Origin of the sequence: Bacteroides sp. AF25-38AC (genome assembly GCF_003602995.1) — a bacterium.
Taxonomy (GTDB): Bacteria; Bacteroidota; Bacteroidia; order Bacteroidales; family Bacteroidaceae; genus Bacteroides; species Bacteroides uniformis.
Genome location: NZ_QTMD01000014.1, coordinates 89,778 through 104,678, shown reverse-complemented (window position 1 = coordinate 104,678; position 14,901 = coordinate 89,778). Strand labels below are relative to the sequence as shown.

Here is a 14,901-nt window from a genome sequence, read left to right as displayed (position 1 = left end):
ATATTTGACGTTAGCTGTTGTAGGCTCTTTTATAATTTTTTTCTATATATCCCTTTGTATAAGGACCGACAGCTTGCTACAAGAAAAATCTGACACACTTTGTGTAGCGTGTTACATAAAGTGCGTCAAGTTGTTTCTTCAAAGGACAAACACGAACAGACTTGAAATTGTGGATAATGATATAAGTATATCACTATTCACAGTTTCAAGGTAGTCTTTGTATCTTAGTCCGGCTGTCCGTTCTCCTTTTTTATTATTCCCTGCTTTAGCGTTTTTCTATTCCCTTTTTATATACTTCCATTTATCGCTTTCTGCTGCCGTGCAACCTGCCGTGGATTGAATTTTTCCGCAAAGGTAATCGCCAGTCCCAGTCGTGTCAATGCCGGCATTCTGCTGCGAGTGAAGTGCAAAAATCTTCCTCTCCGCTGGTGAGCGTATTTTTCCTCTTCAGCCTTGCCAGATTGTTCCTGCCACCTTTGGATGCAGAAAAAATCATCCCGGAGGTCGCAAACAGGCCGAATAGAGGGAAAATAAAAAATATTATAAACTAAGGTAACGGTAGGACTAACCACCTGCCACAAAAAGAATTTATTATGTTATACGTTCACACAATTGGTCGCATTGGCAAGGATTGCCAGGTTATTACTGGAACACACGGTTCATTCATCGCATTTGATATGGCGGTAGATGACTATTCACATGGAAACAGCGTCACTACTTGGGTAAGGGTACGGAGTAAGAAAGAGAACCACATTCGACTATCCGAATACCTGACCAAAGGACGGTTACTGCTCATTGAGGGGACACTGTCAGCTTCACAGTGGAAGGATAAGGATGAAAACTGTCAGATTCAACTATCCATTACGGCAGACACATTGGAGTTCATCAATACCGGAAAGCGGGAGGAAGCAACTTCAGAAGCAGGTAGTCAGACGGATACCACAAGCGATGTACCTGTACCATCGGTAGCTATGCCACAAGAGAACAAGGAAGACTTACCGTTCTGATGATGTGCATATAGTGTTGATAAACAATATATACTAAATGTAGTAGTTACTAATTATAGTAAAGTAGTGAATTACCTATTAGTGAAAGTAGTATTTACTACATTTAGTTTATTAGTATTTTAGTATAGTAGTAAATGCTATAATACTAAAATACTCTTTTTGGCAAAATAGTATATACTAATTATAGTATTTACTAAAAATAGTATTATCTTTGTATTGCATATAAAGACATCAAGTTATGGCAAAAATTATAGCTGTTTTGAATCACAAGGGTGGGGTTGGCAAAACGACTACCACCATCAACCTTGCGGCTGCTTTGCGGCAGAAGAAAAAGCGTGTACTGGCTATCGACATGGACGGTCAGGCAAATCTCACAGAATCGTGTGGTCTCTCTATTGAGGAGGAGCAGACGGTGTATGGGGCAATGAGGGGTGAATATCCCTTGCCAGTTATCGAATTGGAGAACGGACTTGCTGTTGTGCCGTCCTGTCTCGACCTGTCGGCGGCAGAATCCGAACTGATAAACGAGCCGGGACGTGAGTTGATACTGAAAGGTTTGATTGCAAAGTTGCTTGACAGTCGGAAGTTTGACTACATCCTGATTGATTGTCCGCCCTCACTGGGTTTGCTGACACTCAACGCCCTTACCACAGCGGACTTTCTGATTATTCCGGTACAGGCACAATTCCTCGCTATGCGCGGAATGGCGAAGATTACAAGCGTGATTGAGATTGTTAAGGAACGCCTGAACCCGAACCTGAGTATTGGCGGCATTGTTATTACTCAGTTCGACAAGCGCAAGACACTCAACAAGAGTGTAGCTGAAATTATCAATGACTCTTTCTGTGACAAAGTGTTCAAAACGATTGTGCGGGACAATGTGGCACTGGCCGAAGCTCCTATAAAGGGAAAGAATGTCTTTGAATACAATAAGAACTGCAACGGAGCCAAAGATTATATGGCTTTGGCACAAGAGGTTTTGAAATTTAAATAAGGCAATATGGGCAAGAGTGATTTATTGAAAGACAGCATGAAAAGCGGACTGGACGGATTGCTGTCATCCACGAAGAAATCTCCGCAAAAGAAGGAAACTACACCGGTTAAGACAGAAAAAGAGCCTGCTGTACATTGCAATTTTGTTATTGACAAGAGTGTTCATACGCGTATGAAATTCCTTGCTATTGAGAAGAATATGTCATTGAGAGATATTGTAAATGAGGCGATGAAGGAGTATTTGGAAAAAAACGAGAAGTGAGGTATGTTCCTCGCTTCCCGTTCTTTTAAGTCTGTGGCCTTTGTTAGTATGTTATACTGATATGTGTTGCTACATATCATTCATTGACAGCCCTTTGTATGACAGGGTATAACCTTTGAACTCTCCCGTTGCACGCATGAAAGCGGCTGCTTTCGCTTCCAGTTTTTCCATGTCGATATTTTCGGCCTTGCGTTTGACTTCGAAAAATGTCGCTGTATCGTCCAGTTCGTTTTCAGCTACTATGTCTATTTCGTTCTCACCCTTTCGGTCCCACCAGCCACCGATGCGCGTATAGGCTTGCTGTTCTATCAGCACACGCTTAAAGTAACGTTCAAGCATCAGACCGCTGAAAGTTTCATAATCCCGGCCTATAATCATCTTCACACTCCCATAGTTCTCTATCTCCAGCATATAGCTGTACTTGTAGATAAAGCGGAACCAGAACGTGAAGAAATTGTCCTCGATGATATACCGGACATTCTTGGCGGAACTCTTCTCGAACAACGGTTGTTTCTTCGATATGATTTCGTATTCTTTCTCCAGCTTGGTAAGATAGCCGCCGATTTCCTTGCCTACCACGTTCTCAATTTCCGAACGGGATGTTTTTCCTCGTGCAATGGCCGACAGTATGGAAAAATAGATTCCGTAATCCTTGCCGAACTCTTCGATAAGAATCGCTTTACCCTCCCCCAGAAATATGGAGTCGGCCTTTATTATCTGGTCGAGCATAGCCGTTTTAGTTGTTGCTCCTGCATCCACGAGTAGTTGCACGTACTTCGCCACGCCACCCGTGAAAGCGTACAAGGCCAGCAGATCTTCCGCCGTGTAGCCGGGATTGTATTCCGAAAGAATATCTTTCAGAACAGTTGGAGTAAACGGACGCACGGTCATAAAGCGCGACTGCCGGTTATACAACGGCTCTTTCTTATCCTTGAATATCTTTGTCATCATAGAATAAATCGAACCACAGACAATCAGATTGATGTGGGACTTCGGGCTGTATAGGTCCCAGATGCGCTGCATATCGCTGAACACCGATTTGTTCACACGGAAAAACTCCTGGAACTCGTCGATAAAGAGCGTGATGGGACGTTCTGCCGAAAGTTTCATCAGGAACTCGAACACATCGGTGAAATGTTCGGCCCGTCCCATGGTTGGGACACCCAACTTGTTCTCTATCTCAAGCCGGTAGTCCTCACACAAATCGCCTTCAGCTTTCCGGGCAACAAAGAAATAGAGAATCGGTTCGTCCTCGTATGCCTTCCACACGAGTGATGTCTTACCGATACGGCGACGTCCCGTTACCACTGTAAACTGAGCATTGTCTTGGGCCATTTCGCGAATCTTGCGAAGAGAGGCTATTTCTTCTGTTCTGTCAAAAAATCTCATATTCTTATCCTTTCTTATTGTCGTTTCCGAAATGGCCGTTTCCGAAACAGCTGTTTCGCTACTGCAAAAGTAATGCAAATTTCCGGTAAAACAGGCAATTGATACAGATTTATTTAGTAAAATGGCTCAAAGGATTTTTGTCTGGTAAGCTCCATTCCTGTTTTACACCGTCTGGTCTTACGCCCTTCCGCTTGTCCCGTTGTATCGTTTATCATCCCTTTATAGCCCCATCGGTTTTACCATCCGCCTTTCAGCGTATTCTTCCTTTTCTATATTCTTTTAATGCCACTCATCCGGTCCATTCCTGCCATCGCCGGTTGGTTTTCCAGACGCAAAGGTGGACTGCCGCGCTTGATTCCGTCGCTTTGAAGTGCATTTCCTATAAAATTCTTCCTTTCTGCGAAAGAGTAATTTTCCGGAAAAAGCGTCGGAAATCGCTTATTCGTCAGTCCTTGTAAAGCATCTGTAAATCCCAAGCGGTTCAGGCAGAAAAAAGAACCGAACAAAGGGAAAATAAAAAATCAATATTAAACCAATTAAATTTTTATGATTATGGAAGCAACAGCAATTCAATCAGTAGAGAAAAACATCACAATGGTAGCATTGGCAAATGTGCAACCGAGTAATTACAATCCACGCAAGAATTTTGACGAAGCAAGCCTTGTGGAACTTTCCGAAAGCATTCGTCAGCAGGGTGTGTTACAGCCAATTGGAGTACGCCCGATAGAAGACAACCGTTTTGAGATTGTTTTTGGAGAACGTCGATACCGAGCCTCCCTAATGGCAGAATTGGAAGAAATTCCAGCTATCGTTATGGAAATTTCAGACGAGGTAGCCGAAGAAATGGCTGTCACTGAAAACCTCCAACGTAAGGATGTCACCCCGATTGAGGAAGCCAATGCCTACCAAAAGCTCATAGATAGTGGTCGCCATGATGTGCAGTCTTTGGCAGTGCAGTTCGGCAAGAACGAGAACTATATCCGTACACGCCTTAAATTCGTTTCCCTAATTCCCGAAATCGCACAGCTTTTAGAGCAGGACGAAATCACAATCAGCGTAGCGAGCGAAATCTGTCGTTACGGTGAAGATGTTCAGAAAGATGTGTACGACAAACACCTCAAAGAAGATGCACTGCATCATAGTTGGCGAGGGATGAAAGCTACCGAAGTCGCACGGAACATCGAACGGCAATATACCACCGATTTGGAGCGGTACGCATTTGACAAGACCCTCTGTCTGTCCTGTCCCCACAATACAAATAATATGGTGCTGTTCTGCGAAGGTGGTTGTGGAAATTGCGCCAATCGTACTTGCCTTGCTGAAATGAATGCGGCATACCTCACAGAGAAAGCCGTGCGCCTTATGGAAGAACGTCCCGATGTTCCCCTCTGTCGTGAAAATACTAACTACAACGAAATCGTAGTAGAACGCCTTACTGCTATGGGGTACGAAGTGGAACGTCTTAATTGTTATGCGAAAGCATATCCCGAACAGCCCGAAGCACCCTTAAAAGAGGATTACGATACTGCCGAAGAATACGGACAGGCACAGAGCGAGTACGAGCAGGAGTTGAACGATTACACGGAGAAATGCGAGGAAATCCGTACCCGATGTGAAGCAGGTGAAATTACCCTCTATTTCCGTGTTGAGAGCAAGGATATTGTACTTTGTTATATGACCAAAGTTACCTATGCCTCTAATAGTACAAATCAAGAGCAGACACTTTCTCCAATGGAGAAATTGGAAAAACAAGACAAGCGTAACAAGGAAATTGTTCTTGAAAAGACTGTAGAGGACACCAAAAAACAGATTTTGGAAGTTGATATGTCCGAGTGCAAGTTTGGGCAAGACGAGGATAAGATGATTTATTTCTTCTTGTTATCATCCCTCCGCAAGGAGCATTTTGAAGCAGTAGGTATCGGAGAAAAAAAACCTTATTGCCACCTTACGGATGAAGAAAAGATAAACATCATCGCCAACCTCACGAGCAAGCAGAAAGCGATTATCCGTAGGGATTTTCTAATTGCTAATTTCAAGAACGCATACGGCAGCAATGCCATTGCATCCCTCTTGCTTGACTTCGCACAAAAACATATGCCCGATCTGTTGGCAGACATCAAGAACGGACATAATGAAGTGTATGAGAAGCGTCACCAACGTATCGAAGAGAAAAAAGCCGTTCTTTTGGTGCAGGAACAAGCAAAGCAGGAAGCGGAGCAATCTGACAAACAGCAATCCGAAGCAGGGATGCAGACCGAAGAACAGCCACAAGAGGAAGATATTGCAGCTTAACCATAATCACTAACCAACGAATAGGGGGTAGAGTAATCTGTCCTCTATTCGTTCCTAATTCAATGAAAGTGAAGATGTTCACGGACAACTGCTCCAAGCTGTTGTCGGGCGGCGCGTCTGTCGGGCAAACCCGCCATCCGCGCGATTATGCCTTTTCTATTCCATTTATAGCTACCTCCCGATACCCCGCCGCCACCCGTCTCCATTTATACCTATCAGTTTCCTCCTTTTTATCTTATTCCTTATCCGGTCCATTCCTGTCCTCGCCGGTTGGTTTTCCAGACGCGAAGGTGGACTGCCGCGCTTGATTCCATCGCTTTGAAGTGCATTTTTATAAAATTCTTCCTTTCTGCGAAAGAGTAATTTTCCAAAAAAAGCGTTGGAAGTAGCTTGTTCGTCAGTCCTGTAAAGCATCTGTAAATCCCAAGCGGTTCAGACAGAATATAGAACCGAACAGAGGGAAGAAAAATAAATCATTAAAATTTCACGACAATGGACAACATCAAAGAAAGCAAAGAGTACAAACTTGCCAAAGAATGGGAAATGGCAGTGAATAGTTTTAGTTTCAATCCCAAGCGTTTTGCAGCAGCTATACCTGATATGCACCCCACACTGCAACAGAGCCTCTATAGGTTGTTTAAGGAGTGCATCATTGTGATGGCGGACGAGACACGTCTCTATGATGACCGCAATCGTGCATCACATGAAGAAGCAAAGTGTCTTATGGAATACCTCAAGATAAACGGAAAGCATATCCCATTAAAATAATAAAATAACAAGCGTATGAAAACACAAGAAGTACAATTTGGCGGCAATAACTATCCTTGCCGTGTGGTGGAATCCAACGAGGGTGAAGAACTCCTTATCGGCTCGACTACCTTGCTCGATGCCCTTCAGCCCGGTAGTTTCAACGATGAAAATGAAGGCTTCGCAAGCAAGGAAGCCGAAAGAATCTATAACGAGGTTTTCTTCTTTACCGATATGGCAAACTTACGACTTACAGACGTAGAACTGGTTGCCGAACTGAAAAAGGACAACCCGGAATGGTTCGAATAAAAAAAACAATAATCATCTTAAAAATAGCACAGTTATGGAAAAAGAGTATGTAATGCAAATAGCACAGACCATTAAAGAGCAGTTAATAGGACTTACCCCTATGCCCGTCCTCATGTCATGGGGTATCTCTGAGTTTGCAGCCACCATCTTCAAAGATCTGCCTGCACTTCGTATCAAAGTAAACGGACTGTTACACGCCGGATACGTTATTATTGCACTTAATGGGTCAGATTATTATGAGGTATATCTGTTGAAAGACAAAGATGTAGAGTGTGTCAATGAAGAAGTTTGTTTCAACGAGTTAGGGGATGTCATTGACAGGGCAATTGAATGCGGTACTGACAAAGAGGAATACGAAAAAATTTGCCATCAGCAACTCACCAAATTATTAAGCGGGCAGTTCTCCTGATAAACCGGAAGAAGATTAGTAGTAAACCGTCAGTACGATTGTACTGGCGGTTTTTGTTCTTCTTATATCAGACAGCCGGATTTTTATTTCGCGTTACGTTTGTTCTGAACGTCCTTTATCATCTCTTTCACATCTTGTCCTACTTGTACGAAGTTTTTGTATAGGATGCGTTCCCGTTCCTCTCTCGACTTGAAGGTGTAGAACTTCGGCAGCGGCACATACGCCGCTTCCTCTTTCTTGATTTCTGCCATATCAAAATCTGTTTTGCAGAAGAACTTTGTAGTCTTGAACTCTTCCGATTCTTGAATATTCATTGAACCGCCCATACCTGTTTTCGTCTTCACAAAATCCCGTGCCGTCTGACCGCATATCCATCCGGTTGCCATATCCGAGATTTTCGAGGCAGGCACAAGGTTATCCATATTTTCATTGAGATTAATACTTGTTTTGTCCCGGTCAATGGTCACGCCTTTTTTGACCTGGACCACCTTGCCGAAGATGTCATTGGACAACCATTCCAGCGTTTCTTTGGCACGTGCCGAGCCGCTTACCACATTGCCTACCGTCGTAATGATCTTTTGCATACCTACCTTACCATAATCGGCTTCCAGTTGCGGTAGTTCCTGAAAGCCGAGCGTTACACTCACCTTATTGCTTCGCGCCGTACCTATCAGACGGTCTATTTTGTGAAAGTAGAGTGTCGGTAACTCGTCCACTATAATACTCACGGGAATATTTTTCCCCTGCCCGGTATTCACACGGGTAACGAGGCGGTTTAGGATAAGAGCGTTCAATGCGCCGATGATGGACTCCATTTCCGGGTCATTTGCAATCAGCAGGTAACTCGGATTCTTCGGGTCACTTACCTTCAGGTCGAAGTCATCGCCATCCCGGTGGAATATCCAGTAGCTCTCTTTGGTTGCCAGACGCGAGGTATAAACACGTAACGTGCCAATCATACCCTCCAGTTGCTCCATTGCCTTATTTTTGAAAGCTGTCTGGAACGGGCCAAGTAGCGGAGCAACCTCATTGTCAGTTTCCAGTACCTCGAAAATCGTTTGATAACTTTCATTCAAGAATGACAGAATATGTGGCATGTCCGAATACTTTCCCAGCCAGTAGGCAGGTTCCACGATATTGCCGCCTTCACGGTCACGCACGATACCTGTCGGTTTCCAGAATTTGGTCTGCGGATCTTGCTGTCTTTCCGCATATAGAGGCTTGCCGTTGGCATCGTAGGGTTCACGCTCATAATTCACGAAGAAGTAGATACAGGCGGCAAGGAAGTTTACCGCCGAGGTTTGGAAGAACTGGTCGCTTCCGCCGCCGCCCTCTTTCTTACCCTTTTGTAGGCTTTCCAATAATGTTTCCGCCGTTTCGCTGGCCGCCGCGAGGTTGTTGATGTACTTTGCCTGAATTGGATTCACCCGACGGCTGTACTCCACATCCACAAAATTAATCATGTTGAACTTACACCCTTTGGGTACTCTGCCCAGTTTCTCGTTCCTCTTGTAATGGTAGTAGAGCTTGGTCGCCAATGTCGGAAACTTGTAGTCATACACCACCATGGCGAAACCTTTGGCCGAATGCTGTCGGATAAACGGCTCTATGATACTGAAGGTCTTGCCCGACCCCGGTGTTCCAACTACCCATGTTCCTCTAAAGCAGTTACTTACAGAAATCCATCCCTTGCGGAATTTACCCTTATAGTAGTACCGCATGGGGATATTTACGCTGTATTCATTCTCGACTTTTTCCTCACATTGTTCAAAACTTTCATTCTCGAAGTTGAAACGGTCTTTCATCAGTCCCTCCTTGATGAACTTCGAAATGTTGTCTAATGCAATATGTACCAGTACTACGCCAGCAATGGAGGCAATCATATAGAGAATGATATTCAAAGGTAAGGTATAAAGCCTTGTTCCCATCGTATGGCCGAACATCCATACGGAGATTACGAGCAGCAACAACCCGCTCGTCAATGGATACACCACCTGCCGGCGTGCGTTGAACTCCAGATGCTTCTTGTTCCGCGTTCCGACACAAGTGATGCAGATAAGCAGTACCGTCGCAATTTTGCTGTACACAAGATTGCCGTCGTGGTAAATCATCCATTGTTTGATGCGTCCGTGAATGTCGGTCAGTATGCCGCCCCAGTGGTCGAGCATTGCAGGGTCAATGGCATATTCAAAGAACTCCAGCAGTACGGACACATATACCACTGTGCGGAATATCTTATAGAACCCTTGCAATTCCTTACTTTCTTCCATAAGTCAGTCTGTTATTGATCCTTGTTTTATACGATACCAATGATTGCCTACTCTGATTACATCCATACCGAACCATGCACCATTCTCATTCAGTTTTGTTTTTATCTTTTCGAGTGTTACCGGACCGACACCCCATATTTCCATGAGATATTGCTCGTTAAGATGAATCAGGTCTCCGATATATAATATTCCATGAGATTCAAGATGGCTTTTGATGGATGGGGTAATGCCCAAACTGAATACCGGTTCCGAGAGATAGTGTACTTCTTCTGCTTGAATGTTATTCAAGGCTATTTCAAGTCCCACTTTGATTCTTTTGAGAGAATCAAGGCGTTCTTGTATCTTTTGGATGGCAAGCTCGTCTTGCTGTATCTCATTGCGTAACTGGGTTGCTCTCTTTACAAGTTCGGCATTACTTCTTTTCAATTCTTCATTAATATCCGCCATTGACAGATTGCTTATTTCAAGTTCGTTTCGTGTGCGGTCCAATTGCGTGACAAGTTCCTCCAGTCTGTCGGCATGACACTTCAGTATTGAATTTTTTTCATTATCGGCAGCCATTTCGTCCAAAAGGTAGCCGAACCTTTTAATTTGAAAATTAATATTTTCTTTATCCGATGCTATGGAATCTGCGAGTTTTGCCAGTCTTTGCCGGCATGAATTACCTTTCATGGACTTATACATGAGGACAATTCCCAATATCATCAACGCTATGCTGAAAAGTATATCCGTATCTTTCATATCTTTCTATCCTTTATTCGTTTATGGTAATTATAGGGCGTACTCTGTGCGCCTGTACTTTAGGTGTTTCTTGCATTGCGCCGCTCCCCATGGAATAGAGCCATGCCTTGGCTGTCTGTTGCTTTTCGACCTCTGTGGATGTCCAGTACCAACAGTCGTTTTCATCCAGCGGTAACGGCTCGCCGCCACATTGTTCGATGACAGGGTTGACTATCTCTCTCATGGTGTAGAGCAGCCGCATCTCTGCCACGGACGGTACATAGGCACTTTGTCCGTACCGCCATAGGTCGAAAACCGCTTCTGCCATTGGCGAAGCCGTTTCTCGTGTATCGTACAGTGCGAATGTATTCTCGTTGCCATCATAAGCCATGATGTCGGACGATGTGCCTTGTGCGATGCCGAGGCTGTCGGCAAATGCCTGTGGAGCAATGTCCCACAGGTAAACTGCATAACCGCCCCCCTCCGTATCTCCGCGTTTTTCGGTATCGAAGACAACCGCTATCGCTTTTTTCCCCGATTGTTCATATTGTGCATAAGGCAAGGCCGTTCCGTCCTCGCAGAGGATATGTCCTGGACGGACCGCTGTATCGGGTACGTCTATGTGCGTGTCACAGGCAGCGCACAGCACGGCAGCCGTTGCCGCTGCCACCAAATGTATCTTTCGTATCATATTGCTTTCTTTTTTTGTTTCCCTATTTCATAGGTAGTTTCACACCCAGCACGACACCTGCACGCAGCACGTCCGCACCTTTTATCATCACATCGCTTTTCACTTGCCAATACAGTGTCCATCCGGCCCGTAGCACATAGTTGTGTTCATAACCGAGGTGCAGGCCGCCGAGGAATTTATTCGTGTCGCTTCCGGCTGAAGCTCCGATACGCAGACTGCCATAGTGGTTGCGTCCCCGCGTCATGCACGGCTTGTAGGCCACGCCAAAACCGTAGCTGCGGTAGTTTCGCCAAAATGATTCCGGACAGATATGACCGCACGAACCGCACTCTGCCCATTGTAGGTAGCCGTTGACGAAAAACTCCCACGCATGGCGGTAGTTCATTTCATGTTCGTAGGCGAGCGTTATATCCATGCCGTTCTTGTAGAGTAGCCCTGTGCCAAGTGAGAGGCGTCCGCTACCTTGTTGTGCATTTGCACTTGCAGCGACACACACGCAGGTAATTATCAGGATGATTGTCTTTTTCATAGTCATTCCTCCTCCAATAAATCTGCATGGAACGAATCTGCCGCCAGTATATCCTCATAGTCGATGTTCAGGCTGATGTTACGGCCACTAATCTGTTTCTCCGTCATTTCGATGGTCAGCAGCTTGTCATTGGGAAAGGTCATCTTTTTCACGACAATCACATTCCGATAGCCGTGTCTGAACGTCTTGCCCGGTTCCAGAACCAAGGCAGGTGTCAGTTCGATAGTCTGTGCGTTGGTTGCCTTGGCGAGTTTCTTGTCTGTCAGTTTTATCCGTATCTCATCAATGTCAAAACGGATGTTCGTCTTGTTCTCGATGGAAAAGTCTATGAAGAAGTAGTTACCCACCGAGTAGATATTGTTCAGACGCATCACCATACGGTGTGCTTTGGTAGCTACGTTGCGGATTTTCGCAGGTGAGTTCCAGATGCGCCGTGCATGATGTGTCATGTCGGCAGTGGACATTGAGACTGCCGGATTGTTATACGCATTACGCTCTTGCAGCAGTATCTCCTTATCCGTTACTGCCTCTTTCATCCTTGTGGTATAAATCAGTGCGTATTGTGTGCGGTACCGTTCCGTTACAATGGTGACGATGGCGAGTATTTCACCATCCCCGTGTCCGCTTTCCTTGGGCTTTAGGCGGATGATGTTGTCAATGGGCTGATCACCCGCCACCTTGTCAGTGGAAATATCCACGAAACGCACCGGTTCCGATGCCGTTATGACGGTTGTTATCTGTTCGTTCACCGTCAGTTGTTCCATTTCCTCATAGGTCGTTTGCGCCTGTGCGTTCCGCGCCAGCGGCAGCCCTGCCGCCAGAAGAAATGACATTGCGATTTTCTTCCAATTCATATCCATGTTGTTAATTATATTTATTCCGTTTATTTCCTCTTTTCCCTTATTTCTCCTCTTTCTTTACCTGTTTGGCACGTACCCATGTACAACGCCCCGTCCGGGTCATTTGGAGTTCACACTGCCAAAGAGTGCCTTTCTCCACTGTTTTGAAATTCACATTTCCGTATCTTGGTCCGTAAAAACCGGTATGTTTTTGAAAAGCGAATAAGGCAATCCTCCGTCTGTCTTCTGTCCGAAAGTTGCATATTAGGGCAAACTGCCCTCTGTGATGCCACCACTCGGTACTCACAAGTTTTCCGATAAATGTCTCGGCTTTATTGGGGGCTATATAGTCCGCATAATAAAGCCCATCCGTACCTTTGTGATATTCTGATAAATCTGTTTCCATGTCATCATCGTTTTATTTCCTTTTTTCCTGTCCGTTCACCAAATACACGAAAGTTCCGTATTTCAGCTTGACTTTGTTTTTCTTGATAGCTTTGCTGATGGCATTGCTTGTTTTCTGGTAGGCATTGTTCACCGCCTGCATTCCCCATTGTGCAAGGCTGTTTCCTGTACTTCCCATACTCATGTTCATATTTCCCGACATTGCCCCGCTTGCTACATCCTTGCTCGTTTCCCGGAATTGGCTGTTGGGTACATACAGCCCTTCCATGCCATCAGTATCATAGAGTGACAGACTCACTTTCACCAGTTCGTCATTCACGAGGATGCTGCTGATATTACCTTTCACGCGTCCGGATGAGAATCCGCTCACTGTAGCGTACAGGTACGTTCCCCTTGCTACCACACACTCGCCAATCTCCACATCGTCAAGCAGGCGCAACCTCACGCGCGAGCCGTCCACCGCTTTGATGTTCTCGTCAATGATGGCTTGGATAAGTTTCGGTTCACGGACATTCTTCGACAGTGTGTTAAAGTAGTCCGAGGTTGTCTTCACCTTGCGTACCACTTCGCTGGGCGGTTCGTCCGCAGATGGCGTTTTCACAGCCCGGCTCTCTTCGTTGATGGTTCCGGAGGCTGTTGCTCCTTGTGGTGGAGCAATGTTGGCCGTGTCCGTTTCTGCCGGGGGTACAGTCGCGTTTTGCCCTCTCAGTCTCGCCTCTGCGAGTGCTTTTTCCAGTTCGGCAAGTGCTTCTTGTTCTCGTGTCTTGGCAGAGGCAATTTCCGCTGCCGCAGCTTTTTCCTGTTGTTCTTCCGTGAGCAGGTCGATGTCGTCCTGCGTGTATTTCGATTCATACTCTTCCTTGTTTTTATCGGGTTCTTCCCGGTCTATGTTATCTACTGCGGAGTAGTCCTGTATCTTACCCCATGATTTCGCCATATTCTCGTATTTGCTGCCTATGCCATCGTCCTTGATCTGTGCCCCCGGCAATTCGGGGTTCAGGAACTCCGTCGTCTGCAATGCCTTGTCTTGTATTTCTATCGTTTCTGTCTGAAACAGGTCGAAGATGAAATAAGACGCGCCGAGCAGGGGGAAATAAAGGATGGCGGGAAGCATATATTTCGGCTGGCGAAAATTGATTTTCTCCAATATCTTCATTATACATCTTTTAATTGAGTTGTACATACTTGCCTTCAATGGCACAATTTCTCAGTATCTCTGCGTTGTCTTCTCCGAAAGCTAACAGGAGGCTACCGCAACCGGGAGATTCACCTCGCGTTCCGTCTGGTCGGTAGAATCGGATGCGGTGGCGTAGGAATTTCATTCCCGTTGCTTTTGGGAAGATGACGTCCTGAAACATTTTGGAATCACAACGGTTGAATAATAATGCAATGCCGTTGCCATGTTCTGCCAGTTTCCGGACGAATAGCTCGATAAGAGGACGCGAATAGGGAGGATTGAGCCACACACGTCCTTCCCATATCTGGGACAACCCGTCTATGTTCTGGTCATACATGACCTCGGCAGTCGGCCACAACGGACGGATAGGAGCGCAAGGGTCAAGGTCGAATTTGCCCAATGCGTCCAGTATCTCCTTTGGCGTGTACCATTCGTCTGACGAACGGACTGATTTTTCAAACCGTGTATTCATAAGCATTCTTTTACTGTGGTTTGTCCCCTCTGTTTTTATGTTCCCTTATTTCGACTTCCTGCAACAATTTGTGCCGTTCCCGAAGTACAGAATCCTGCATTTCCGTTGCCGTGCGACTTGCCGGACTGTGCCTGTACACAGTTACCAAGCGGTAGGCGTTCCATGCGAAAGCTCCGATGACGAATGTAAAGACGATGACCAGAAACAACGTCCGGTGCGCGTTGGCAAAGCCCTGCACCTTGGCCGCCGCTTGGTCGATGCGTGTCGCCTTGGCGAATTTGTGCCCGGCCTGCACCTCTCGCTCGTAGCGTTCCTTGTACTGCGGGTCATCTTTGTCCGGCATCTTCTCGCCGAACAACATTCGTTTGAATCCTTTGATATTCATATCTT

The 14,901-nt window shown here is 45.6% G+C and carries 17 protein-coding genes; 7 read left to right on the top strand and 10 right to left on the bottom strand.

The genetic code is table 11. The features are described 5' to 3' along the window. Nucleotides 1-593: 593 nt before the first annotated feature. From DWY55_RS11420 to DWY55_RS11410, 3 genes are all read left to right on the top strand, one after another. The gene (locus DWY55_RS11420; protein WP_009293441.1) at nt 594-1,007 is read left to right on the top strand and encodes a single-stranded DNA-binding protein; all 414 of its coding nucleotides are present in this window, start codon (nt 594-596) and stop codon (nt 1,005-1,007) included. A gap of 238 nt (nt 1,008-1,245) precedes the next feature. After that, the gene (locus DWY55_RS11415) at nt 1,246-2,001 is read left to right on the top strand and encodes a ParA family protein (protein ID WP_117795285.1); all 756 of its coding nucleotides are present in this window, start codon (nt 1,246-1,248) and stop codon (nt 1,999-2,001) included. A 6-nt stretch (nt 2,002-2,007) separates the two neighbouring features. Next, nucleotides 2,008-2,262 carry a hypothetical protein gene (locus DWY55_RS11410; protein ID WP_008669217.1) on the top strand — a complete coding sequence of 85 codons (255 nt, stop codon included), beginning with the start codon at nt 2,008-2,010 and terminating at the stop codon, nt 2,260-2,262. 69 nt (nt 2,263-2,331) lie between these two features. Here the strand turns inward: DWY55_RS11410 and DWY55_RS11405 are convergent, their stop codons facing one another. Beyond that, nucleotides 2,332-3,651: an ATP-binding protein gene (locus DWY55_RS11405; RefSeq protein WP_055300613.1), complete on the bottom strand. Its 1,320-nt coding sequence runs from the start codon at nt 3,649-3,651 to the stop codon at nt 2,332-2,334. 552 nt (nt 3,652-4,203) lie between these two features. Here DWY55_RS11405 and DWY55_RS11395 point away from each other — a divergent pair. The 4 genes from DWY55_RS11395 (at nt 4,204) to DWY55_RS11370 (ending at nt 7,408) form a co-directional block, all read left to right on the top strand. Further along, nucleotides 4,204-5,943, top strand: coding sequence for a ParB/RepB/Spo0J family partition protein (locus DWY55_RS11395; RefSeq protein WP_165859514.1), 1,740 nt, complete (start codon nt 4,204-4,206; stop codon nt 5,941-5,943). A gap of 492 nt (nt 5,944-6,435) precedes the next feature. Next, on the top strand, nt 6,436-6,711 hold the full coding sequence (locus DWY55_RS11380) for a hypothetical protein (protein ID WP_048316583.1): 276 nt from the start codon (nt 6,436-6,438) through the stop codon (nt 6,709-6,711). Nucleotides 6,712-6,726: 15 nt separating this feature from the next. Beyond that, on the top strand, nt 6,727-6,999 hold the full coding sequence (locus tag DWY55_RS11375) for a hypothetical protein (protein WP_005836862.1): 273 nt from the start codon (nt 6,727-6,729) through the stop codon (nt 6,997-6,999). Nucleotides 7,000-7,033: 34 nt separating this feature from the next. Next, complete coding sequence (locus tag DWY55_RS11370) at nt 7,034-7,408, top strand: hypothetical protein (RefSeq protein ID WP_007761306.1); 375 nt, start codon at nt 7,034-7,036, stop codon at nt 7,406-7,408. An 83-nt stretch (nt 7,409-7,491) separates the two neighbouring features. Here DWY55_RS11370 and DWY55_RS11365 read toward each other — a convergent pair whose 3' ends face one another. From DWY55_RS11365 to DWY55_RS11325, 9 genes are all read right to left on the bottom strand, one after another. Further along, nucleotides 7,492-9,678 (bottom strand): type IV secretory system conjugative DNA transfer family protein, encoded by a 2,187-nt coding sequence (locus DWY55_RS11365; RefSeq protein ID WP_007761305.1) that lies wholly within the window; start codon nt 9,676-9,678, stop codon nt 7,492-7,494. 3 nt (nt 9,679-9,681) lie between these two features. Beyond that, nucleotides 9,682-10,419, bottom strand: a complete 738-nt coding sequence (locus DWY55_RS11360) for a DNA-directed RNA polymerase subunit alpha C-terminal domain-containing protein (RefSeq protein ID WP_117795291.1) — start codon at nt 10,417-10,419, stop codon at nt 9,682-9,684. 13 nt (nt 10,420-10,432) lie between these two features. Further along, complete coding sequence (locus DWY55_RS11355) at nt 10,433-11,089, bottom strand: DUF1566 domain-containing protein (protein ID WP_117795293.1); 657 nt, start codon at nt 11,087-11,089, stop codon at nt 10,433-10,435. Nucleotides 11,090-11,111: 22 nt separating this feature from the next. Beyond that, nucleotides 11,112-11,624 (bottom strand): hypothetical protein, encoded by a 513-nt coding sequence (locus DWY55_RS11350; protein ID WP_007761299.1) that lies wholly within the window; start codon nt 11,622-11,624, stop codon nt 11,112-11,114. Continuing rightward, on the bottom strand, nt 11,621-12,451 hold the full coding sequence (gene traN, locus DWY55_RS11345; protein WP_369867642.1) for a conjugative transposon protein TraN: 831 nt from the start codon (nt 12,449-12,451) through the stop codon (nt 11,621-11,623). Before traN ends, DWY55_RS11350 begins: the two co-directional genes overlap by 4 nt. 67 nt (nt 12,452-12,518) lie before the next feature. Then, nucleotides 12,519-12,863 carry a hypothetical protein gene (locus tag DWY55_RS11340; protein WP_009275914.1) on the bottom strand — a complete coding sequence of 115 codons (345 nt, stop codon included), beginning with the start codon at nt 12,861-12,863 and terminating at the stop codon, nt 12,519-12,521. 12 nt (nt 12,864-12,875) lie between these two features. Then, nucleotides 12,876-14,018, bottom strand: coding sequence for a conjugative transposon protein TraM (gene traM / locus DWY55_RS11335; RefSeq protein WP_032558021.1), 1,143 nt, complete (start codon nt 14,016-14,018; stop codon nt 12,876-12,878). A gap of 10 nt (nt 14,019-14,028) precedes the next feature. Further along, the gene (locus DWY55_RS11330) at nt 14,029-14,511 is read right to left on the bottom strand and encodes a DNA N-6-adenine-methyltransferase (protein ID WP_005836876.1); all 483 of its coding nucleotides are present in this window, start codon (nt 14,509-14,511) and stop codon (nt 14,029-14,031) included. Nucleotides 14,512-14,521: 10 nt separating this feature from the next. Next, a complete protein-coding gene (locus tag DWY55_RS11325; protein WP_005836877.1) occupies nt 14,522-14,896 on the bottom strand; it encodes a hypothetical protein in 375 nt (124 codons plus the stop codon). Between the last annotated feature and the right edge of the window lie 5 nt (nt 14,897-14,901).